The following is a 20,447-nucleotide window of genomic DNA, read 5'->3' on the forward strand; positions in this document are numbered from 1 at the left end:
CCCCGATCCCGGTCGCCGACTGCCGGATCAGCGCGTGGCGAAGATGTGCGCCCACGGCGCGATGGCGCGGAAGGCGACGTCCGTGCTGATCCTGGTCTCCAACTCGTACAGCGCCTCGAGCAGACCCGGTTCGGCCTCCAACGCGGCCTGCGGTACGTGATTGGCCAAAATCCCGATGCCGCTGATGTCGCTGATCGCGAAACCGGCCCGCTCCACCAGGTCGACCACCTGCTCCAGGTCGAACCTGGCCGGATCGTCGAGGATCTGCAACGCAACCGGGATGTGTCCCTGCAGGGCTTGCGACAGCACGGCTGCCCGCCGTTGCGGAACGACCAGGCTGAGCACACCGTCGGGCCGGACCACCTCGGCCATCGCGGCCAGCGCCGTACCCGGATCGTCGACGACCTCCAGAGTCCGATGGCAGACCATCACATCGGTGGAGTCCGTGCCGAGCAGCGCGACCATCTCCGAGGCGTCGCCCTGGATGCCGCGCAGCCGATCGGCCAGTTGACGCTCGGTGATCCGCCGCTGCAGCGAGGCCAGCGCATCCAGGCTCGGGTCGATCACGGTCACCGGATGGCCCGCCTCGGCGAGCCTGATCGCCAGTGTCCCGGTGCCACCGCCGAGGTCGGTGACGCTGTATTCGGCCAGGCCGCGCCGGGTCTGCCAGTCCCGTAGCTGGGTGCTGAGCAGGTCGTCCAGCAGCGCACCCGCCACCGATCGAGACCGATTGCGCCGGACCTCGGCCATCGTGATCCTCCTGTGCTCTCTCGGCCACCGCCTGCCCAGGAAACCGCCGTTCACCCCTGGTGGTGTGGCCCAAGTCTTGCAACCGTCTCCCCCTTCTCGCGCAGCAACCCACCCCCGGCCGAAATACCGGGGCGGTCGCCGGGAGCTCCGACCGGAACGGGGGTCGAGGTCCGTCCGGCCGAAGCGGCCCGGATCCGCGACGCCGCGAACGTCACGGGTCACCACGATCGTCCGATCGGGCCCTTGCCTGTGGCGGGTGTCAGACACCCCGCCGAGCACCGTTTTCGAACAACCATTCGACAATCGGCAACGTTACCCGAGAGCTCCGACAGTCGGAAGAGATCGAGCCCTCCCTGGCCCGGTGATCAGCAGAAGCGCGGCTCAGGAGAACCGGTAGACCTGAGCGAGTGCCGCGAATCTGGTGCCGAAGCGGGTGCCGGCCTGGCGGGCGAAACCCTCCAGGAATTCCTCCGGATCGATCTCGTAGCTCAGCCCGGCCAGGTAGGCGGCGTGCGCCTTGAGCGCCGCGACGCCGGCGTCGAAGGTGTCACTGATGTCGACCGCGTGCCCTGCCTGCGGCGAATTGGCCTCCCAGACCTGCCGTACGCCGTCCCAGGGCTGCAACCCGGACTCGACCTGATCATGGAAGACCCACCGGTTGGCGGCGTCGCGGACCGCGTCCAGCACCGCGCGGCCGGCCGCGATGTGGTCGGCCTGATTGAGCCGGTCGCCGCCGAAGGTGTCGTGGAAGTTGCCGGTGATCACGATCTCGGGCCGACAGCTGCGGATCGCGGCGCAGATGATCTTGCGCAGGCCGACTCCGTACTCCAGCACTCCGTCGGGTTGGCCGAGGAAGTCGACCCGGTCCACTCCGACCACGTTGGCCGAGGCGATCTGCTCGGCTTCGCGGATCGGCCGGCACTCGTCGGGCGTGATGCCGTCGATGCCGGCTTCGCCGCTGGTGATCATGACGTAGCGGAGTTGCTTGCCCTGACCGGTCCATCGAGCCACCGCGGCCGACACCCGAACTCAAGATCATCGGGGTGGGCGACGATGCAGACGGCTCGTTGCCAGTCCTCGTCCAACGGTTCGAGCGCACGTTCCGGCGGCTCGACCGCCTTTGGGGTAGCTGTCATGGAACGAAACTAGAACAGACAGTGGTCAAGATTCTTCGCCTTCGTTGCGGTGCTGGTTCGCCGGTCGGTCGTACCGGGCCGGATAGGGTCTGGCTGTGACCTGCCCAGGGGTGGCAGGCCTGACAGACTTGGATGGGTGATGGGTCTTCGTTCAACGATCCGGGCATGGCTCGGCCGGCGGCTGCTGGCCCGCACCGGCGGCCAACTGGACCTCTCTCAGCTGTCGGCGGTGCCGAAACAGTTCCAACTGCCCTTCATGCGCGACGGGATCGATCCGGTGCCCGAGCTGGCGCAGCGCCGTGCCGAAGAGCCGGTGACCCGGCTGGGAAAGCTGTTCGGGCTGAGCATCTGGATGGTGTCCGGCTACGAGGAAGCCAAGCAGGTGCTGGGCAGCCGGGACGGCTACAGCAACGACGTCCGGCCCTATGTCGGCAACCGGGACACCTCGGATGCGCATGACATCGGCGGTCTGGGTTTCACCGATCCGCCGGACCACACCCGCCTGCGCAAGATCCTGACACCCGAGTTCACCCGGCGTCGGTTGCAGCGGCTAGAGCCGAAGATCAGCGCCACCATCGAGCGACAACTCGACGATGTGGCCGGCAAGGGGCCGGTGGTCGATCTGGTGCCCGACTTCGCGTTCCCGATCCCGTTCACGGTGATCTGTGACCTGCTCGGGTTGCCGATCGAGTCCCGGGCCACCTTCCAGGAGCTCGGTCCGGCCCGGTTCGACGTGACCAGCGGCGGGATGGGAGCGCTCAACGCCGGCGTGGAGTCTCGCAGCTTCCTGATCGAGGCGGTTCGCCAGCAGCGGGAGAATCCGGGCGACGGCCTGATCGGCCAGATCATCAAGGACAACCGCGACGACGTCACCGACCTGGAGCTGGCAGGCCTGGCCGACGGGGTGTTCACCGGCGGCTACGAGACCTCGGTCAGCATGCTCTCGTTGGGATCCCTGGTGCTGCTGCGCAATCCGGAGGCGATGCGGATGCTGGCCACCGAGCCGGACAGTGTCGACGCGATCGTCGAGGAGATGCTGCGCTACCTGACGGTGGTCCAGATCGGTTTCCCCCGCTTCGCAAAACAAGATCATCTTCTCGGCGGCAAGCAGATCAAGGCGGGCGATCCGCTCCTGGTCTCGCTCAGTGGCGCGGATCGCGACCCGGCCATGTACGCGGACCATCCGGAGGCGTTCGACCCGCACCGCAACCCCGGCCAGTCGCACTTCGCCTTCGGCCACGGGCTGCATCGCTGTGTCGGCGCGGAGTTGGCCCGGATGGAGCTGCGGGCGGCGTTTCCTGCGCTGGCCAAGCGATTCCCGGAGATGACCCTGGCGATCGAGCCGGGCGCGCTGCAGTTCCAGGAACTGTCGATCGTGTACGGGTTGAAGTCACTGCCGGTACGACTGAACGCGGACCTGCCCGCGACCGTCTGAACACGACCCCGGGCGGGATCACCGTCGCTGCTGTGCCGGCCGACGGTTGGCGTAGGGTCTGCGGCTGTGGCTGAGCTGGTGGTGATCGGAGGCGGACTGGCCGGGATGGCGGCGGCCGCACGGCTGGCCAAGGCCCGGCATCACGTCGTACTGCTGGAACAACGCGATCGACTCGGCGGGGCCTGGGCAGCACGTGATCTTGACGGAATCCCGGTGGACGCCGCGCCGCCGATCTTCTCTTTCCCTGCCCCGTGGCGGGATCTGTTCCGCAAGAGCGGCCGCTCGTTGGAGGCGGAGTTCGCGCGCAGCGGCGACGAGTTGGTACCGGCGCCGCCGACCCGGCACCTCTTTGCCGACGGCACCGAATTCGTGCTGCCGATCGGCCGCGGCGATCAGGACGAGGCGATCGCGACCAGGTTCGGCCGGCCGGTCGCCGATCGTTGGCGCGATCTGGTCGACAGCCTCGGCGAGGTGTGGCAGACGCTGCGCCCGTTGGGCATCGAGGCCGAACTGTCCGGTCGTGATCAACTCCCGCGTATGGTCCGGAAAACCCTTCTGCACAAGCAATCCCTGGCCGACGTCGCCGATTGCCTCGATCATCCGCAGCTGTCCATGATCATCCGTGATCTTGGTCATCCGGCCGGTGGGCCGCCGGAGCGGGTGCCGGCCTTCTGTGCGGTCCAGTTGTATCTGGACCGCACCTTCGGCCGCTGGACGGCCGGATCCGGGACGACCATGATCAACTCGCTGCAGCAGCGGCTGTCGCTGCGCAAGGTCGAGGTCAGGTTGCAGACGCCCGCCACAGCCATCGAGACCGACCCGCTCGCCGTGATCGCCGACGACCGTCTGGCGGCCGACGCGGTGATCGCCACCTGCGATGCCGACCAGCTCTACCACCGGCTGCTGCCGGGTAGGACTGCCCGCAAGGAGCGCCGGCGGCTGGAGCGGCTGCCCGAGGCGTTGGCTCCGAGCATCGAGGTGCGCTGGGACGACGCGGGACTGCCGGCCCGCGGCGAGCCGACCGAGACGATCCGGCATACCGCCGGCGTCGGCCCGCGGATCGAATACACCCGTCCGGTCGACGGTCGGACCCTGCGGATCGTGCACGACTACACCGAACCGCGCACCGATCCGACCGCCGGCCTCGGCTGGCGCGGATTCGCCGGTTGGCTGAAGCGCCCGCCGATCAGCAGCGAACTGACCGGCCTCTACACCGCCGGCCCGTTCTCCCGCGGCGGGCCGGCCCCGTCGATGCAGGTGCTCTCCGGCGCCCTGGCCGCGTACGCCAGTCAGCGTCTGGTCGCCCCCGACCGCCCCCTCGAACCCCGCTGAGCGTCCCGTCCTGCAACGGGTCGCGTCGCAGTCCTTCGACACGCTCAGGACCCTTGAGGCCGCGTCATGCGCGCGGTCGGATTCCGGTCCTTCGACAGGCTCAGGACCCCGATGCCGTCACCACGAGCGCTTGAAACTCGGATTGAACGCCCCCTCGAGCGCCCCAGCGCGAGACCGCGCCCGAAGCGCAGCGAAGGGCGCGGGTTGAGATCACCGTGAAGGTGATCAAGGCGGGGGTCCGGGGTCGTCCCCCGGAAGGTAGGACGCCAGATCGCATCGCGGCAGCGGCACCCATTCCGACCGCGCTAACATATCGAGTTCGACCAATGGAGTAAGGAATCTTCTTGTCAACTCCCGGTGAGAGCAGTTCCACAGCAGCAGCCGATACAGCAGACGATGCACAGACCACGGCCGGCAACGGCCGGCAGGGCGGCAGTCGCGGCACCACCTCCCCCGAGGTGATCGCCGCCGAGATCGCCGGAGAACAAGCCCACGTCGACCAGGTGTACGCCCGGTTGGGCGAAGCGACGCGCTCCGCCCGGCAGGTCGCCTCCGAAGGGCGTTCGCGCTATCAGTCCGACCGGCAGAGCTACGTCCGGGAGGAGGACGGCACCGGGCTGTACGAGCGCGACGTGTTCGCCTTCCAGGCCGCCAAACGGCTGGCCACCCTGGACGCCGAGCACGAGGGCCTGGTCTTCGGCCGGCTCGATCGGGCCGACCGGCAGACCCACTACATCGGCCGGATCGGGGTCCGCGACGAGGATTACGAACCGCTGGTGATCGACTGGCGGGCACCGGCCGCCGAGCCGTTCTATCGGGCCACCCCGACCAAGCCGATGAACGTGATCCGGCGCCGAGTGCTGCGCTCCCGCGGTCAACAGGTGATCGGCATCGAGGACGACCTGCTGGACGACGAACATGCCGACGACACCCTGGTGGTGGTCGGCGAGGGCGCCCTGATGGCGGCGCTGTCGCGGGCACGGGGCGCCCAGATGCGCGACATCGTGGCCACCATCCAGGCCGAGCAGGACGAGGCGATCCGGGCGCCGTACCAGGGCGTGACGATGATCACCGGCGGACCCGGCACCGGCAAGACCGTGGTGGCCCTGCACCGCGCGGCGTACCTGCTCTACTCCAATCGGCGTCGGTTCGAGTCCGGCGGTGTGCTCGTGGTCGGCCCGAGCAGGGTGTTCATGAACTACATCGAACGGGTGCTGCCGTCGCTGGGTGAGGAGTCGGTCACGCTGCGGCCGATCGGCGCGGTCGCCTCCGACGTGGTCAAGCTCAGCGGCGAGCGGACCGACAGCGCCGAGGTCGCCGGGATCAAGGGCCGGCTGGCCATGGTCGGCGTCCTCAAGCGGGTGGCCGCGCTGCCGACCAAGGGCGCGCCGGACATCCTGGCCGTCACGATCAAGGGCGAGCCGCTGGTGCTGCGAGTCGACCAGCTGAACCGGATCCGTACCGATGTGCTGTCGCGTTATCGGGTCAACCAGGGCCGGGCCGCGGCCGAGTCGGCGTTGCTGAACGCGTTGTGGGCGTTGAAGCCGGCGCAGATCGAGTTGGATCGCGATCAGTTCGACGAGCAGATCGGCTCGATGGCGTCGTTCCGGATGTTCTGCAACGCCTGGTGGCCCTACCTGTCCGCCGAGGAGGCGTTGGCCCGGTTGGGTGATCGCGACACGTTGCGTCAGGTCGCGGCCGGCAGCCTCTCCGATCATGATCAACAATTGCTGGCCGACAGCTTTGCCGGCGGCGGTGAGCCGACGATCGCCGACGGCGCGCTGCTGGACGAGTTGATCGACCGGATCGGCCCGGTGCCGCAGACCGAGACCGAGCCGAACATCTTCCTCGACGACGAGGGCTCCCAGGTCAGCGAGTTGGTCACCGTGGCCGATCGGTTGTCGGTGCAGCGCGAGGTGGATCCGTTCGCCGAGCCCTACCAGACCTACGCGCACATCCTGCTGGACGAGGCGCAGGACATCTCGCCGATGCAGTGGCGGATGCTCCGCCGTCGCGGCCAGCACGCCAGTTGGACCATCGTCGGTGATCCGGCGCAGAGCTCCTGGCCGGATCCGGACGAGGTGCAGCGGGCGATCCAGCAGGTGATCGGCAAGGCACCGCATCGCGAATTCCACATGAGCACCAACTACCGCAGCCCGGCCGAGGTTTTCGAGCTGGCCGCCAAGGTCGCGCTGCATGCCTACCCGAAGGCCGATCTGCCGAAGGCGGTCCGATCGGTCGGCATCGAGCCGGAGTTGCGCGTCGCACAGCGCGGCGATGATCTTGGTCCGGACGCCGTCCGAGCGGTACGAGATCTGCTCACCGTGGTGGAGGGCACGGTCGGCGTCATCTGCCCGCCGTCGTTGCTGGACAGCGTCGAGACCAAGATCAACTCCGAGATCGACGATCATGATCTGCGGCGGGTGATCGTGGTGACAGCCTTGCAGGCCAAGGGACTTGAGTACGACGGCGTGCTGGTCGTCTCCCCCGATGATCTTGTCAGTCAGACGCCGGGCGGCGAGCGGGTGCTCTACGTCGCGCTGACCCGACCGACCCAGCGGCTGATCACGCTCGACCGAACTCCCGGCGCAACCTGGCGTAGACCTCTCGGGTAGCCAGCGACCGATTCATCGTGTAGAGGTGCACGCCGGGGGCTCCGCCGGCGAGCAACTCGGCGGCCAGCTCGCCGGCAATCTCCACGCCGACCTTGCGAACCGCCTTCGGCTCGTCGCCCTCTGCTTCCAGCCGGCCCACGACCGAGGCGGGCAGCTCGGCCCCGGACAGCTCGGCGAATCGCTGGATCTGGCTGATCCGAGTGACCGGCTGGATGCCCGGGATGATCGGGATGTCGCAGCCGAGCGAGCGAACCCGATCCACCAGCTCGAAGTAGCGAGCCGGAGTGAAGAACAGCTGGGTGATCGCGAAATCTGCCCCGGCCGCGGCCTTGGCGGCCAGCACCCGGGCATCCAGATCGGCGTCGCGTTCTTGCGGATGGATGTCGGGGAAGGCACCGACGCCGATGCAGAAGTCGCCGAGTTCGCGGATCATCGCGACCAGTTCGGTGGCGTTGGCGAGCCCGTCGGGATGGCGTTCCCACGGCACGGTCGGGCCGCCCGGCATGTCGCCGCGGATGGCCAGCACATGGCGGATCCCGGCGGCCGCGTACGAGCCGATCACCTTGCGCAGTTGGGCTTTGCTCTGTGAGGCGGCGGTCAGGTGAGCCATCGTCCGTAACGTGGTGGTGGCTGCGATCTGCTCGGTGATCTTGATCGTCCGATCCCGAGTGGTGCCGTTCGCACCGTAGGTCACCGAGACGAAATCGGGAGCCAACGACTCCAGCCGGCGAACGGTGAACCAGGCCCGTCGTTCCTCCTCCTCGTTGCGTGGCGGGAACAACTCGAACGAGAACAACGGCCGATCCGCACGCGCCAACAGGTCGGCGATCGAGGGCGCACGCATGCTCGACGCGGCACTGCGCGTCGGGGTACGGGCAGCCCCGGTCGGGCTCGACGAGGTGGTGTGCACGGCCATAGCGGCCAAGCCTAACGGCGCGACCGCCCGAGGTGGTCGAACCGTCCGCAGATGACCGGTGGCCGACACGTAGGCTCAGGGCCGTGACCCATCCCGAGCCCGGATCCCCTCTCGGCCCCGACTTCATCGACGCGGTGTCGGTGGCGATCAAGGACTTCCTCGATCGGCAGGCGGCGGTGCTGAAGCCGGTCGGTACCGAGTTGGAGCCGGTGCATCGGATCGGCGCCGAGTTGGCCGCCGGCGGCAAGCGGCTGCGTCCCGCCTTCTGTTACTGGGGTTACGTGGCCGCCGCCGATGATCCGGGCGAGCTCGGGCCCGCGCTGATCAAGGCCGCGGCCAGTCTGGATCTGTTGCACATCAGCGCTCTGGTACATGACGACGTGATGGACGCTTCGGATCTGCGCCGAGGAAAACCGGCCGCCCATCGCCAGTTCGAACGGTTGCACACCGATCTCGGCTGGAGCGGAGATCCGGCCGTCTTCGGCCGAGCGGGTGCGATCCTGCTCGGTGATCTGTTGCTGATCTGGTCGATGCAACTGCTGCACGAGTCCGGGCTGCCGCTGAGTGTGCTGGACCGCGGGCTGCCGATCGTGGAGGTGATGCGGACCGAGGTGACGGCCGGCCAGTTCCTCGACGTGGTTGCCCAGGCGCAGGATCACGCCAGCTACCTGCCGGAACAGGCCGACGACTCCCGCCTGGTGCTGGAGCGCGCGCTGGACGAGGCGAGCCGCGTGGTCGAGTACAAGTCGGCCCGATACACCGTACGGCGGCCGTTGCAGTTCGGTGCCGCGCTGGGTGGCGCGGACTCGGCGCTGCAAGATCAACTCGCCGCCTTCGGCTCACCGATCGGCCGTGCCTTCCAGTATCGCGATGACCTGCTCGGCGTGTTCGGCGACAGCGCGGTGACGGGAAAGCCCAGCGGAGATGATCTTCGCGAGGGCAAGCGTACGGTGCTGGTCGCGCAAGCCCTGGCGCGAACCGATCCGGGCGGTCGCAAACTGCTGGAATCCCAACTGGGCAACAAGAATCTTGATGCTGCCGGTGTCGCCGAGCTGCAACGGGTGATCATCGACTCCGGTGCCCGGGATGCGGTGGAGCAGATGATCGATCATGATCAACACGTGGCGATGCAAGCGCTGGAGCATGCCGACCTCACCGATGCCGGCCGGACGGCCCTGACCGCCCTGGCCTCGGCCGCGATTCGTCGCAGGTTCTGAACTGCCGCAGCCAGCCCTCGTTCAACTCGTCGGACTGCCTGCGATCCGGCGCGGCGATCCGTGTACCAGTTGGGATTTCGATGCCGAGTTGATCAAGCAGGTCGCGCACCGTACGGACGGGATCGGCGACCAACTCCTCGTAGGCGATCGCCAGCGGTCGCACGCCGGCCGCTGCGAACCATGATCGCCAGGCGGCATTGTGTTCCTCGATCGTCTGCCCCAGCAGGTCGATCTGCTCGGGGTCGAAGTGCGGTTCGCCGGCGGCGACATCACCGGTCTGCCAGTAGGCGGTCTGTTCAGCGCGAGCCCAGGAGACCGCCTGCGCGAGCACGTCCTGCCTGCTCAGGTAGACGAAGGTCAAACCTGGCTCGAAGGCGCGTTGCAATAACCCAAGATCAGCTTGTGGGCTGTGGACCGCGATGCTCGGATCGATCTTGGCGACGACGTTGTCCAGGCTGCCCCACATCACCCGACAACCGAAGATCCCGTTCGCGGTACTGCCGGCAGCGATAGCGGCAGCCACGAAGGCCCCCTGATCCACGCACCCATCGGTTTGGTCGATGCTCCACTGGCGGGCGTAGTCCGACTCGTTCTGAATCCGAAAGTAGGACTCCGGCCGGCCGACCGCCCCGGTCGAGGCCAGCAACCCGCACAGGAATGTGCTGCCGGTGCGCGGCGTACCGCAGATGAGGTAGGAACGCTCCGGCACTGGGGCCACACCAGCACCCTATTGTCAGTGGCTGGTGCGACTGTTGTGCACATGCAGATCTCGATGATGCCTCTGCGGACCACGAAGGTCTCGGTGGGTGGACACGATGTGGTGGCGGATGTGGGTGGCGACGGTCCTCCGGTGCTGCTGTTGCATGGGTTCCCACAGACCCGTCTGACCTGGCGTTCGGTGGTTCCTCTGTTGGCCGACCGCTTCCAACTCGTTTGTCCAGATCTACCCGGCTACGGAGACAGTGCCCGCCTTGGCGACGCCCCACAGTCGTTCGATGAGGCTCTCCTCGGCAGGCATATGGTCAAGCTGATGCATCAGTTGGGCTATGAGCGTTTCGCTGTTGTTGGACACGATCGTGGTGGTCTGGTCGCGTTTCGCGCTGCGCTTGATGATCCGGACTCGGTTACCCATCTCGGAGTGCTGGACATCCTCCCCACTGTCGACAACTGGGCCGCCCTACAGGGCCCGGGCGGTGTGTTCGCCTTCCACCTGTATCTGCTTGCTCAACCCACTGACCTACCCGAGCGGCTGATCGGCGCTGATCCCGACGTGTTCTTCGGGCATTTCCTCGATACGTGGACCGAGGTGCCCGGAGCGATCCCGCCGGATGTCCGAGCTCACTACTTGAGCGCCGCCGGTCGACCTGAGGCCATACATGCCATCTGTGACGACTACCGAGCCAGCGCATTCATTGACGGAGTCCAGGACGAACGTGATCAGGCCGAGGGGCGACGCCTGACAATGCCCGTCCTCGCCGCCTGGCAGGATCCGGGCGAAGCGCGGCTGCCCTTCGATCCAGTGCGGATCTGGGAAAGCTGGGCCGCCGACGTGCATACCGTTGCCCTCCGGTGCGGACACTTCCTTCCCGAGGAACTACCAAAACAGGTTGCAGATGCGGTGACGCAGCTGATCGCTTCCTAGGGTCCAGCGCCCACATCGTCTCGCGTCGAACACACGACCGACATGACGCCAGTCGGCCACCACCACCTCGAGCCGATACCGCGGCTAGGTCCCCTCAGCTCGGCAGTGCCTTTTGTCGGCTGCCCCGATTAGTCTGGCGGACGTGACCAGTGCCGCGGACCAGACCTACCGGTGGAGCCCGAACGGCTTCCTGCGCGCCTACGAGGCCGGTGCGTTCGACGCTCGGGTCGAGCTGATCGACGGGGAGGTGGTGCCGGTGGTGATCGGAGAATGGCATGGAGAGACCGCATTTCGGATCGGCGGAATCCTGCGCGACGTCGCCGGCGGCATCGTCACCGGGTCCACTCTGTCGGCCGGTGATTCGCTACCTGACCCCGACTGCTGGGTCCGTCGGGCGGGAGCCGAACCAGCAGGACAGCTGAGCGATCGGCTCTCTGTCTGGAAACCTGCCGACGTACTTCTCGTCGTCGAGGTGTCCGACGAGTCGGTGATGCGCGATCTCACGGTCAAGCCGGCGATCTACGGCTCGGCCGGCTACCCGACGTATTGGGTGATCACGCGGGACGCGATCTACGAGCACACCGATCCCACGGCTGCCGGTTACCGCACTCGTACCGAATATCGGCGCGGGGAGCGGATCGGCTTGCGGTACGCCGGCACTGAGCTCTCGGTCGGCGAGCTCCTCGGCCCCGTCGACTGATCGTTTTACAACCAGCGGCCGAGACCGCGGAATCGGTACTGCGAGACGTGATAAACGCTGTTGTCGCTGGTGTTCCACTGGCTCACGGTCAGGTGCAGGTCGTCCAACCGGGAACCGGGGATGACGTAGCTGCCGTAGAGCTGGGCCACGTGGTTGGTGTCCTGCGCGTCCCAGCTGGTGCCGTGCAGCAGGGTGACGGATTCGGTCTGCCGCAGGTCCTGGCTCGGATGATCAAGAACCATCGCGTCGATCCGATACTGGTCCGGATTGAACCAGGTGAAGACCCAACGATCTCCCAACTGTCGTAGCGACATCTCGCCGATGATGCCGTCCGTCACCGGGTCCGGGCCGGCGCCCCATTGCCACCGACCGCCGGCGACTCCCCACGGTTCGTACGCGTCGGGATCGGTCAACCGCTCGGGCCGCACCCGATGCAAGATCATCGGGCTCGCTCGGAGGAACTTCGCCGAATACACGTAAACCCAGCCGTCCGACCCGAGCGCCCAGGTGAAGAGCTGCCACATCTGGTTGTGCGCCGCGCCGGGGAAACGCGCACCCGAATCCTGCCAGGTCGCCCCGTTGTCGGTGGAGGTCCAGATCCCGCTCCAGATCACGTTGCCGAAGCCCTGGTTGACCACCGCCTGCAGGTAGATCGTGTCGCCGATGGTGATCAGATCCGACGGGATGATGGTCGAGATCTCGTCGCCGTGCTGGTACGGGATCAACTGGGTGGCCCAGTTGCCGCCGACCGCCTGATCAACACGGACGCCCGACGGCAGGCCGCGAGTACGGGACCAGGCTGCGGTGGGCGATCGCCAGTTCTCTCCCCAGGCCGGCCCGAAGCTGTCCCCGAACACGTACAACGTTCGACCGTCCGGGCAGCGCACCGGAATGCCGAGATCAACCCAACTCAAGCCGAATCGGCCGGTCAGGTCCGGGCCGGTGATGTCGGTGATCTTGCTGATCGTGATGCCGTCCGCCTTCACCGGTGGAACGGCGGCGGCCGGCGTCAGCTGTCGCGCCGCGATCCCGGTGCCGAGGGTGGCGGCGGCACCGCCGATCAGGAGGCGTCGAGAAAGTCGTGATGATCTTGGTGTTGACGGCTGCGTGGCGTCCACGGGCTCACTCCTTCGTGATGGCCGAAAGTCAGACCTGAACCTACACGGGATTGACACCAACGTGCATAAGTGCAACCTTATGATTCGTGACCACTTATCAGGTCGACGGGTGGACGGCCCTCGGCGATCCCAGGCGGCGGGAGATCTTCGAACGCCTGGTCGAGCGGCCGCGTACGGTCGCCGAACTCACCGGGGAACTGCCGATCAGCCAACCGGCGATCTCCCAACACCTGAAGGTGCTGCGGGAGGCGGACCTGGTCGGGTTCCGGCCGGACGGCGCCCGTCGCGTCTACCGGGTGAAGCCCGAGGGCATTGCCGCTCTGCGGGCCGATCTCGACCGTTTCTGGGCCAGCACGTTGGCCAACTTCAAACAACTCGCGGACGCCGAAGCCGCGCAGCGGAAGGACAACGATCATGACTGACACCACGACCGAGCCGGCGATCCGGCATCACGTCGTCGTCGACATCCCGGCCGATCGCGCCTTCGCGATCTTCACCGAGCAGTTCGACAAGATCAAACCGCGCGAGCAGAACCTGCTCGACTCCCCCATCGCCGAAACGATCTTCGAACGCCACGTCGGCGGCAACGTGTACGACCGCGGCGAGGACGGATCGGAATGCCGTTGGGCCCGAGTGCTCGCGTTCGAGCCGCCGGCACGGTTCGTGATCAGCTGGGACATCGGACCGAACTGGCAACTCGAGTCCGATCCGGCCCGCTGCAGCGAGGTCGAGGTGCGCTTCGTCGCCGAGACGCCCGACCGCACCCGGGTCGAGCTGGAGCATCGCAACCTGGATCGGCACGGCGACGGCTGGCAGGCTGTCGGTCGAGGCGTGTCCGCTCCGAACGGCTGGCCGCTCTACCTCCAGCGCTTCGCCGAGTTGACCCGCTGACTCCGCTGCCCGTCACCGCTTCCCGCGCACTTCCCTGCCGCCGGGCACTCTTCCCGCGCACCCACGGCGCTCCCGCGCAAGTTCGTACCTGCGCGGCTGCGCCAACGGTGCGCGGGAACGCCGAGGAGGCGGCGGGATCAGAGGTCGGGTTCGATCAGCCGGTGGTAGCGATCGGCGACCTCGGCGGCCACCTCCGCGTACGGCCGGGCCCAGACGTCGGCGTGGAAGACCTCGGTCTCGATGTCGCCCGTGTAGCCGGCCGCGACCACGGCCCGGGTGATCGGCGTGAAGTCGATGTGACCGTCACCGACGATGCCCCGGGACAGCAGGTTGTCGGCCGGCAACGGGGTGATCCAGTCGCAGACCTGGTAGCTGGTGATCCGGCCACCGGCGCCGGCGCGCGCGATCTGCTCCAGCACCTGCGGATCCCACCAGATGTGGAAGGTGTCCACCACCACGCCGGCCACCTCGGCCGGGAACTGCTCGGCGATGTCAAGAGCCTGACCAAGGGTGTTGATCACGGCCCGATCCGCTGCATACATGGGATGGAGCGGCTCGATCGCCAGCCGGACACCCGCTGCCCGGGCGTCGTCGGCGAGCTCACCGATGGCGTCGCGGACCCGCTCCCGGGCTCCGGCAAGATCACGATCACCCTCGGGCAACCCACCGGCCACGAGCACCAGGGTGTCGGTGCCGAGCCGACGAGCCTCGTCCAGGGCTCGCCGGTTGTCGTCCAGCGCGGCGTCGCGGACCGGCCCCGGCTGGCCGGTGAAGAAGCCGCCGCGGCACAGGCTGGAGACCCGCAGACCGGAGTCAGTGACCAGCTCGACGGCCTTGTCCAGCCCGACCTCCTGGACCGGCTCACGCCACAGCCCGATCGACTCGTAGCCGGTGTCAACGGCCACCTGCAAAGCCTCGGCCAGGGACGCGTACTTGATCGTCGCCTGGTTGAGGGAGAACCGTCCGTGCGTCACCGTCCTGCCTCGATTCCGTTCAGGGACAGCAATCCGTGCCACCGAGCGGCAGCAAGATCGGGATCGGACAGCGCGTTAGCCTCGGCCGCGAGTCGGACGATCTCGGACAGATGCGGCAGGCTGCGGGCGCTGTGCAGTCCGCCGATCATGGCCGGGCTGGGCTGGTGGCCGTTCAGCCAGGACAGGAAGGCGACACCGGTCTTGTAGTAGAAGGTCGGCGCGGCGAAGATCTGCCGGGACAGGGCCTCGGTCGGCCCGAGGATGGACCGATACCGATCATGATCACCGGCGTCCAGCGCCTGGATCGCCGCGGACGCGTTCGGGCCGACCGCGGCGAAGGCGCCCAGCAGTGCATCGGAGTGTCGCTCGCCGTCGCCCTCGATCAGTCCGACGTAGTTGAAATCGTCGCCGGTGAACAGCCTGACGCCGTCCGGAAGCTCTGCCCTGACAGCGATCTCGGCGTTGGCATCCAGCAGGCTCATCTTGATCCCGCGGACCTTGTCGGCGTGTTCGCCGATGATCTGCAAGACGATCTTGCTCGCCTCCGCGGCGTCGGAGCTGCCGAAGTAGCCGGCCAGCTGCGGATCGAACGCCTCCCCCAGCCAGTGCAGGATCACCGGCGACTCGGCCTGCTCCAGCAACGCGGAGTAGACATCGACGTAGTCCTGTGGTGACTGCGCTGTCCGGGCCAGATGCCGGCTGGCCATCAGCACCACACCCGCGCCCTGCTGCTGGGTGAATTCGAGTTGATCAAGGTAACCGGCCTTGATCCGATCGAGGCTGATCTCCGGCTCGTCGAGGTGATCGGTGTTGACACCCACCACCACGGCGTCGGCAAGATCATCAAAGCCGGACTCGGTCCTCGCCTCGGCCGCACTGCGGGCGATCAGCTCGCGGGTCGCGGCGGCATCGAGACCCATGTTGCGTTGCGCCGTGTCCATCGCGTCGGCCACGCCGAGCCCCCAGGACCACAGATGCCGACGGAAGCCGAGGGTGGCGTCCCAGTCGATCTCGGCCGGCGCGCCGGGCACGTTGTCGGACCAGGCGTACGGCACCACATGTGCTGCCGCATAAGCGATCCGGCTCCTGAACCGCCCGGTCGGCCGGGTCAGCGGTTCGACCGCTCCGGACTCGTACGAGGTCAGTCGACCATGATCATCAAGCAGCGAGAAGGCGGTCATTCGGCCGGCACCTCGATCCGCTTGCCGCCGGCCGAGCTCCGCAACGCCAACTCGGCCAGCCGGACGCCGCGTGCCCCGGACCGGAAGTCGTACGGGTGCGGGCCGTCGTCCAGCACGTGCCGGATGAAGTCCTCCCACTGCGCCCGGAAGCCGTTGCCCATCGGGGTGGTCTCCGGCACCTGATGCCAGTCGGCCAGGTAGTCATGATCATCTTTGACGTCCGGATTCCAGGTCGGTCGCGGGGTCGCGGTCCGTGGCTGGATCTCGGCGCCGAACAGTCCGACTACCGCACTGCCCAAGGTGCCGTCCACCTGGAATTCGACCAGTTCGTTGCGATGCACCCGGACATCCCAACTGGAGTTGAGCTGCGCGATCACTCCGCCCTCCAGTTCGAACACCGCATAGGCGGCGTCGTCGGCGGTCGCGGTGTACGGCTTGCCCTGCTCGTCCACCCGCTCGTCGATGTGGGTTACCGCCTGCGCGTACACCGAACGGACCTGACCGAACAGACCCTCCAGCACGTAATTCCAGTGCGGGAACATGTCGGAAACGATGCCGCCGCCGTCCTCGGAGCGGTAGTTCCAGCTCGGCCGCTGGGACGGGATCCAGTCCCCCTCGAAGACCCAGTAGCCGAACTCGCCACGGACCGACAGGATCCGGCCGAAGAAGCCGGAGTCGATCAGCCGACGCAGCTTGCGCAGACCGGGCAGGTAGAGCTTGTCGTGTACCACCCCGTTCTTCACCCCGGCTTCCTCGGCGAGCGCGATCAGATCCCGCGCCTCCTCGGAGGTCTCGGCGATCGGCTTCTCGGCGTAGATGTTCTTGCCGGCCGCGATGGCCTTCTTGACCGCCGGCACCCGGGCGCTGGTCAACTGGCTGTCGAAGTAGATGTCGATCCGGGGATCGGCCAGCGCGGCGTCCAGGTCGGTGGTCCACTCGGCGATCTCATGCCGCTTGGCGATCTCGGCCAGCTTCTCGGCATTGCGACCGACCAGGACCGGGCGGATGCCGACCCGCCGGCCGTCGGACAACTCGACGCCGCCGTCGGCCTGAATGGCCAGCAGCGACCTGACCAGATGCTGGCGGTAACCCATCCGTCCGGTGACGCCGTTGACGATGATGCCGACCTCATTGTGTGCCACGGTGACCAACTCTCTAAGGCTCAGAAATGGAAAGCGCTTGCCACACTAATCGGAGCAATGAGCGTTCGTCAATCATGACTTTCCGACTTTGGGCGGTGGCCAGAAGGGAAAGCGCGTGTCTAGGGTAGTGCCGTGAACCAATCCGACGATGCCGCCGGATCCGGCGGATCAACGACCGGACGCCCCGGTCATCCCCCGGTGCGCCGAAGCGCGACGCTGAGCGACGTGGCCCATGAGGCCGGCGTCTCCCTGGCGACCGCGTCACGGTCGCTGAACGGGAGCACCCGAACCGTGCGCGAGGAGTATCGCCAGCGGGTGCTGGCGGCGGCCCGCAAGCTGAACTACTCGGCCAACCATTCCGCCCAGGCGGTGGCCCGCGGCACCAGCAACACCGTTGCGCTGGTGGTCTCCGACATCGCCGACCCCTACTTCTCCTCGATCGCCTCCGGTGTGATGCGCGCGGCGGAGGACGAGGGACTGGTGGTCACCATGTCGATCACCGAACGGCGGCCGGAGCGAGAGGCCGAACTGGTCCGGGCGCTGCGCGGGATGCGGCCACGCTCACTGATGCTGGTCGGCAGCCGCCGTACCGATCCGAGGGCCGCCGAGGAACTCGAGGCCGAGTTGACCGCGTACGAGCAGGCCGGCGGTCGGGTGATCGTGATCGCCCAGCCGACGATGCCGTTCCGTACGGTGGCCATTCGCAACGAGGAGGCAGCCGCCGACCTGGCCGAGCAGCTGATCGGGCTGGGGTACGAGTCGATGGCGGTGCTGGCCGGTCCGGATGGACTGCTGACCGCCCGGGAACGAGTCCGCGGCTTCGTCGACCGGTGCACCGAGCTCGGCGTGCAGGTCCCCGAACGCAAGATCGTGCACGGCGAATTCACCCGTGACGGCGGCTTTGTGGCCGCGGCCGAACTGCATCGGCGTGAGTTGTCCGATGTGGAGTTGGTGTTCGCGGTCAATGACGTGATGGCTGTCGGGGCGATGGCCTACTTCCGCACCACCGGAATGCAGTTGGGTCAGGACATCGCAATCGCCGGCTTCGACGACATCGAGACCCTGCGCGACGTCTCCCCCGCGCTGACCACGGTCGCGCTTCCGCTGCAGCAGATCGGCCGGGTCGCGGTCACGCTGGCACTGACCGAGGACCCGGACAGCGAGGTGGTGCCGGTCGACGGCTCGGTGATCATCCGGGAGAGCACACCCCGGCGGAAGTGATCAGCCTCGCTGGTCCAAGATCACGGCGAATTCGGGCCCTGCTTGTGTTCGGTCGGTCAGTACCGCGCGCGCCCGATCGGCGTAGGCGGGGTCGGTGGCCGCGAAGTCTTGCCAGAAGATGATCACCGCGGTCTTCGGCGGCACCGCCCGCAGCGAGTCCCACAGTGCGTCCAAGTTGTGACCGGAGTAGGCCGGAAAGTCAAGCCCGCTTGCGATGTTGCGGTAGAAGCCCTGCCGGTCGCTGAAATGATCAAGGACTCGTACGTTCCAGCCGGCCAGACGCAGCCGCTGCTCCAGTTGCGTGCTGTCGGACACCTCGACAACTCCGCCGGAGGCAATCCGGCGGATGGTCGACTCGAGATCGTCGCCGGTCATCGGCGAACCCTGGAGAAGCTGTCGTAGTGATCATCGGTGTAGTAGAAGATCGTGTCGTGATCACCGGTGACGATCCGGCGCGCACCGCGATCGCTCTCGCCCGGCGTCGGCACCGTGTACTCGTGGTAGTAGTCGTTGGGCTCCTGTGGCAGGATGCCTTCCCGATTGCCGAAGACCGAACCGTCCTCGTCGTACGGGTAGGGCCCGCCGGCGTCGATCAGCTTGATCGTCTGCCTTGCCTGCGGCGGAAGTTGATCTTGATCGAGGTACGGCAGCCCGGACACCGGATCGACGCTCGCGCCGGAGGTCGGATGGCCCGCCGTGGTCGCCCCGCAGCCCGACAACAGCACCAACACCAACAGCAGCACCCCGACCAGCACACCCCTCCCCGACTTGTCAGCGGCAGGGCGCGCTCCAGCGCCTTCTACCGCTGACAACTCGGCGGAAGTCACGGCGTTCAGGCCTGTTCGGCCAGGGCGGCGAAGGTGAGACGGGTGAGGTCCGGGTCGGCGGACCAGAATTCGCGCAGCCGTTGCGACAGCTCGCGCGCGGCCGTACGAGGGTCGTCGGCCTCGGTCAGGGTGCGGCTGACGGCGATCCGACGGACTCCGGCCGCGATCGCCTGCTCCAGCCGCGCGGCGTCGTACTCGCCGACCGCGAACCAGGGCTTGGAAGCCACCTCGGCAACCGGGGCCGCCGCGGCCGCCTGCTCGGCGAGCGCGAAGTCGTCGGCGGCGTCGACCAGCAAATAGTCGATCGCCGGCTCGTCCAGCAGCCGCTGGAGCTCCGCTCCGGTCGCCACCTCGGCGCCGAGCCGGGTGAAGCGTCCCAGCCGAGCCTTGAAGTCAGCCAATTCGGCGCTGTCTCCCGGGTTGCTCAGCTGGACCACGTCGGCGCCGAAGTCGGTCGCCAGTCGATCCGAGTCGGTGACCACCACCAGATGCCGATGCCGGGCGGCCACATCCCAGGCCGTACGCAGCGCAGCCAGTTCGGTTTCATGATCAAGTCCCGGCTCGCGGATCTGGACAAGATCAACACCGCCGGCCACCGCCGCCTCCAGGAAGGGGCCGAGATCGCCCCGTACGGATCGCGTGTCGGTGGTCAGCATCAGTCGGGCCAGCTTCACCTGAGCTCCGACGCCGATCAGCACGTTCACCCGGATACTTTACCGGGGCGCGAGCACCCAGCCTTCCAGCAGCCGGCCGACCACGCCGGCGCGGGCGACGATCCAAGACGTGAGTGCCGCCACCACCTCAGCCACGGACGCTCCCGTCGCGCGCGGTCAAGGTGTGGTGCCGACGATCGTGATAGACCAGCGGCGCCGCCTCACTGCGGATCACGGTCTGCAGCACGTCGACGATGATCAAGAAACTCGGGCCGACCGGTATCCGTCGATTGACCTGGCCGCGCAACCAGCTGTGTCCACCGTCGAGCACCGGCTCACCGGTGTCCAACACGCTCCAATCGCCGTGGGCAAAGCGATCCACGTCGGTGGCAGCGAAGCGTAACGACGCGTCTGCCTGGTCGGCGGTGAGGAAGTTGATCACCAGCGACTCGCTGCGCGCCACCGACGGCCAGGACCGCGAGGTCGCGGCCAGCGAGAAGGCGACGGAAGGTGGCGCAGCGGCCACCGAGATCACCGAGGTCGCGGAGAATCCGACCGGTCGGGCGTCGCCGGTGCGCAGCGTGATCACCGACACCCCGGCCGGATGGCGGCGGAAGATCTGCTTGAAGTCGTCGACGGTGACCTGGTTGATCTCTTCGTCGAGCATCGGTTCGGCGGTGGTGCTGATCTGGGACAC

At 67.4% G+C, this 20,447-nt stretch carries 21 protein-coding genes; 9 read left to right on the plus strand and 12 right to left on the minus strand.

What is annotated here, in order from left to right; all coding sequences use genetic code 11:
- Nucleotides 1-27: 27 nt before the first annotated feature.
- Nucleotides 28-750 (minus strand): class I SAM-dependent methyltransferase, encoded by a 723-nt coding sequence (locus FOE78_RS18275; RefSeq protein ID WP_143987558.1) that lies wholly within the window; start codon nucleotides 748-750, stop codon nucleotides 28-30.
- 381 nt (nucleotides 751-1,131) lie between these two features.
- On the minus strand, nucleotides 1,132-1,761 hold the full coding sequence (locus FOE78_RS18280; protein ID WP_266094984.1) for a PIG-L deacetylase family protein: 630 nt from the start codon (nucleotides 1,759-1,761) through the stop codon (nucleotides 1,132-1,134).
- Nucleotides 1,762-2,025: 264 nt separating this feature from the next.
- On the opposite strand from FOE78_RS18280, the gene FOE78_RS18285 reads away from it, so the two are divergent.
- From FOE78_RS18285 to FOE78_RS18295, 3 genes are all read left to right on the plus strand, one after another.
- The gene (locus tag FOE78_RS18285) at nucleotides 2,026-3,321 is read left to right on the plus strand and encodes a cytochrome P450 (RefSeq protein WP_143987559.1); all 1,296 of its coding nucleotides are present in this window, start codon (nucleotides 2,026-2,028) and stop codon (nucleotides 3,319-3,321) included.
- A gap of 66 nt (nucleotides 3,322-3,387) precedes the next feature.
- A complete protein-coding gene (locus FOE78_RS18290) occupies nucleotides 3,388-4,653 on the plus strand; it encodes a phytoene desaturase family protein (protein ID WP_143987560.1) in 1,266 nt (421 codons plus the stop codon).
- Nucleotides 4,654-4,997: 344 nt separating this feature from the next.
- A complete protein-coding gene (locus FOE78_RS18295) occupies nucleotides 4,998-7,268 on the plus strand; it encodes a HelD family protein (protein ID WP_228265883.1) in 2,271 nt (756 codons plus the stop codon).
- On the opposite strand, the gene metF is transcribed toward FOE78_RS18295, so the two are convergent.
- Nucleotides 7,219-8,184: a methylenetetrahydrofolate reductase [NAD(P)H] gene (gene metF, locus FOE78_RS18300; protein WP_210414658.1), complete on the minus strand. Its 966-nt coding sequence runs from the start codon at nucleotides 8,182-8,184 to the stop codon at nucleotides 7,219-7,221. The genes FOE78_RS18295 and metF overlap by 50 nt on opposite strands.
- An 83-nt stretch (nucleotides 8,185-8,267) precedes the next feature.
- Between metF and FOE78_RS18305 the strand changes: the two genes are divergently transcribed.
- Nucleotides 8,268-9,401 (plus strand): polyprenyl synthetase family protein, encoded by a 1,134-nt coding sequence (locus tag FOE78_RS18305; RefSeq protein ID WP_143987561.1) that lies wholly within the window; start codon nucleotides 8,268-8,270, stop codon nucleotides 9,399-9,401.
- Here FOE78_RS18305 and FOE78_RS18310 read toward each other — a convergent pair.
- Nucleotides 9,337-10,119, minus strand: coding sequence for a Stf0 family sulfotransferase (locus tag FOE78_RS18310; RefSeq protein ID WP_143987562.1), 783 nt, complete (start codon nucleotides 10,117-10,119; stop codon nucleotides 9,337-9,339). The genes FOE78_RS18305 and FOE78_RS18310 overlap by 65 nt on opposite strands.
- Before the next feature lie 42 nt (nucleotides 10,120-10,161).
- Here FOE78_RS18310 and FOE78_RS18315 point away from each other — a divergent pair, with 42 nt between their 5' ends.
- Nucleotides 10,162-11,043 carry an alpha/beta fold hydrolase gene (locus FOE78_RS18315; RefSeq protein ID WP_143987563.1) on the plus strand — a complete coding sequence of 294 codons (882 nt, stop codon included), beginning with the start codon at nucleotides 10,162-10,164 and terminating at the stop codon, nucleotides 11,041-11,043.
- Nucleotides 11,044-11,185: 142 nt separating this feature from the next.
- A complete protein-coding gene (locus tag FOE78_RS18320; protein WP_168207580.1) occupies nucleotides 11,186-11,743 on the plus strand; it encodes a Uma2 family endonuclease in 558 nt (185 codons plus the stop codon).
- A gap of 5 nt (nucleotides 11,744-11,748) precedes the next feature.
- Here FOE78_RS18320 and FOE78_RS18325 read toward each other — a convergent pair whose 3' ends face one another.
- Nucleotides 11,749-12,861 (minus strand): DUF4185 domain-containing protein, encoded by a 1,113-nt coding sequence (locus FOE78_RS18325; protein WP_228265884.1) that lies wholly within the window; start codon nucleotides 12,859-12,861, stop codon nucleotides 11,749-11,751.
- 86 nt (nucleotides 12,862-12,947) lie between these two features.
- Here FOE78_RS18325 and FOE78_RS18330 point away from each other — a divergent pair, with 86 nt between their 5' ends.
- Nucleotides 12,948-13,283, plus strand: a complete 336-nt coding sequence (locus FOE78_RS18330; protein WP_143987565.1) for an ArsR/SmtB family transcription factor — start codon at nucleotides 12,948-12,950, stop codon at nucleotides 13,281-13,283.
- Nucleotides 13,276-13,752 carry an SRPBCC family protein gene (locus FOE78_RS18335; protein ID WP_143987566.1) on the plus strand — a complete coding sequence of 159 codons (477 nt, stop codon included), beginning with the start codon at nucleotides 13,276-13,278 and terminating at the stop codon, nucleotides 13,750-13,752. Before FOE78_RS18330 ends, FOE78_RS18335 begins: the two co-directional genes overlap by 8 nt.
- A 137-nt stretch (nucleotides 13,753-13,889) precedes the next feature.
- On the opposite strand, the gene FOE78_RS18340 is transcribed toward FOE78_RS18335, so the two are convergent.
- The 3 genes from FOE78_RS18340 to FOE78_RS18350 are packed head-to-tail and all read right to left on the minus strand — an operon-like array spanning nucleotide 13,890 to nucleotide 17,049.
- Complete coding sequence (locus FOE78_RS18340; protein WP_143987567.1) at nucleotides 13,890-14,726, minus strand: sugar phosphate isomerase/epimerase family protein; 837 nt, start codon at nucleotides 14,724-14,726, stop codon at nucleotides 13,890-13,892.
- Nucleotides 14,723-15,907, minus strand: a complete 1,185-nt coding sequence (locus tag FOE78_RS18345) for a dihydrodipicolinate synthase family protein (protein ID WP_143987568.1) — start codon at nucleotides 15,905-15,907, stop codon at nucleotides 14,723-14,725. Before FOE78_RS18345 ends, FOE78_RS18340 begins: the two co-directional genes overlap by 4 nt.
- Nucleotides 15,904-17,049: a Gfo/Idh/MocA family protein gene (locus tag FOE78_RS18350; protein WP_228265885.1), complete on the minus strand. Its 1,146-nt coding sequence runs from the start codon at nucleotides 17,047-17,049 to the stop codon at nucleotides 15,904-15,906. Before FOE78_RS18350 ends, FOE78_RS18345 begins: the two co-directional genes overlap by 4 nt.
- 132 nt (nucleotides 17,050-17,181) lie before the next feature.
- Here FOE78_RS18350 and FOE78_RS18355 point away from each other — a divergent pair, with 132 nt between their 5' ends.
- Entirely contained in the window at nucleotides 17,182-18,270 is a 1,089-nt protein-coding gene (locus tag FOE78_RS18355; protein WP_228265886.1) for a LacI family DNA-binding transcriptional regulator, read from the plus strand.
- On the opposite strand, the gene FOE78_RS18360 is transcribed toward FOE78_RS18355, so the two are convergent.
- The 4 genes from FOE78_RS18360 to FOE78_RS18375 form a co-directional block, all read right to left on the minus strand.
- Complete coding sequence (locus tag FOE78_RS18360) at nucleotides 18,271-18,645, minus strand: barstar family protein (protein WP_143987569.1); 375 nt, start codon at nucleotides 18,643-18,645, stop codon at nucleotides 18,271-18,273. It lies immediately after the preceding gene.
- Nucleotides 18,642-19,025, minus strand: coding sequence for a ribonuclease domain-containing protein (locus FOE78_RS18365; RefSeq protein WP_143987570.1), 384 nt, complete (start codon nucleotides 19,023-19,025; stop codon nucleotides 18,642-18,644). Before FOE78_RS18365 ends, FOE78_RS18360 begins: the two co-directional genes overlap by 4 nt.
- A gap of 77 nt (nucleotides 19,026-19,102) precedes the next feature.
- A complete protein-coding gene (locus FOE78_RS18370) occupies nucleotides 19,103-19,801 on the minus strand; it encodes a thiamine phosphate synthase (protein ID WP_143987571.1) in 699 nt (232 codons plus the stop codon).
- 97 nt (nucleotides 19,802-19,898) lie between these two features.
- The gene (locus FOE78_RS18375; protein WP_228265887.1) at nucleotides 19,899-20,447 is read right to left on the minus strand and encodes a flavin reductase family protein; all 549 of its coding nucleotides are present in this window, start codon (nucleotides 20,445-20,447) and stop codon (nucleotides 19,899-19,901) included.

Source organism: Microlunatus elymi, from assembly GCF_007362775.1.
Classification (GTDB): domain Bacteria; phylum Actinomycetota; class Actinomycetes; order Propionibacteriales; family Propionibacteriaceae; genus Microlunatus; species Microlunatus elymi.